Source organism: Aldersonia kunmingensis (assembly GCF_001646865.1).
In the GTDB taxonomy this organism is placed as follows: domain Bacteria; phylum Actinomycetota; class Actinomycetes; order Mycobacteriales; family Mycobacteriaceae; genus Aldersonia; species Aldersonia kunmingensis.
This window is the reverse complement of the sequence record NZ_LRRB01000097.1, coordinates 1-1,583: the sequence shown is the minus strand read 5'-3', so window position 1 is coordinate 1,583 and position 1,583 is coordinate 1. Positions and strand designations below refer to the sequence as shown.

Genomic DNA, 1,583 nt, shown 5'->3' with positions numbered 1-1,583 from the left:
GCGGTGATGCTGTGTGCACCCGTGGTGGTGAACGTGTGCGCGAGGGTCGCATTGCCGCCGGTTACCGGCACGGGGGCGCCGAGGTCGGTCGCGCCGTCCTTGAACTGGACGGTGCCGCCGGCTTCGGGCGCCACGGTGGCGGACAGCGTCACCGAGTCACCCTCGGTTGCGGTGGCCGGTGCGGTCAGCGTGGTGGTGGTGGCGACATCAGCCGCGGTCACGGTGCCGGTCTGCGGGGCCGACGTGGACGCCGCGTAGGTGGCGTCGCCGAGGTACTTGGCGGTGATCGAGTACGCCTGGGCGGCGGACGGGGTCCACGAGTAGGTGGCGGTGCCGTTGCTGACGGTGCCGGTGCCCAGGACGGTGCCGTTGTTGGCGAACTGGACGGTGCCGGTGGCGCCGGCGGGCACGGTGGCCGTCAGGGTCGAGGCGGTGCCGGACTTAGGGGCCGGGGTGATCGCGGCAAGGGTGGTCTGCGACGCGGACTTCGGGACCGTGATGGACGGACCCGCAGTCTGGTTTTCGCTGCCGAGGCCCTGGTTTGCGGAGACGCCGGTACCCGTGGTCAGGGCGATGTCACGACCGCAGTTCGCACCGACGGTGTAGTTGAGGGTGTACGAGATGTTGCGGTCGACGGCGCTGCGGATCCACGATCCCGTCATCTTCACGAAGGCGGGGTCAGTGGCGTTGGTGGTGACGTTATTTCCCTCGACTCGCGACGAGCCCGCGACGTAGGTCAGGCAGGCCGGGTGGAAGTCCCTGAATTCGCTGATGGTCGGCGCCAAGCCGCCGTTGAAACGAATGTTGTTGGTGACGGTGATCGTGTCGCCCGGGGCCGGCGTGCCGTTGCTGATCGTTCGGTTGAACGTCCACTGGCCCCACTCTGTGGACTGGCTCACCGGTGCAGCCGACGCCGCCCCCATGCCCAGCGATGCGGCGAAACCCGCCGCGATCGCCGCCGTGCTCGCGCCTGCTAGCAGCCGACGCAGGTTCTTGTTCTGCACTCTTTCGAGCCTCTCGTCAGGAGCGCCGCCCCGAACCGGACGCTTGTCTAAAACAGTGATGCTTCAAAAGCGACAATACGGTATCGATCGGCCCGGCTATGACCCGGGTCACAGTGCGGGGTCGATTTCCGCCCGGTGCTCTAATCGACGGTGTCCTGTCGAAGCTGGTCTTCGGTCCAATTGTTCTTTTCGTTACGCGATGTCACGCGACTACTCGAGAACGGATTTGCGGCTGCGTGATTGCCTCGCAACCTGAACCAATCGGCGTTGGGACGTTCCCCTCCACATGCTTCGGGGACCTTCTCTCGTTTGGTGTTCGACTCAGGCGCCGACGGGCACGGCGGGACGTTCGTCCAGCACCGCTCGCTCGGGTTCGACATGCTCGTCGGGGCGTCCGCTGGGAATCAGCGACGCGAGGACCAGAGCGACGATTCCCACGCCTCCGCCGATGAGGAGCGACACCCGGAATCCGGCTTCCGAAGCGAACGTGTAACCACCCATTGTGATGGTCATTTGGGCAAGAACCGTGCCGATCACCGCCGCGCCGACCGAGGTGCCGAGCGACCGCATCAAGGTGTT

Annotated in this window: 1 protein-coding gene and 1 pseudogene; both read right to left on the bottom strand. The window is 66.2% G+C overall.

Annotated elements, in window-relative coordinates; all coding sequences use genetic code 11:
- Window positions 1-1,004: Ig-like domain-containing protein (locus A8G08_RS28240; RefSeq protein ID WP_169823275.1), on the bottom strand; the 1,004-nt coding region annotated here is incomplete at its 3' end.
- A 321-nt stretch (window positions 1,005-1,325) separates the two neighbouring features.
- Window positions 1,326-1,583: pseudogene (locus A8G08_RS27405) on the bottom strand (MFS transporter); the annotation flags it as partial.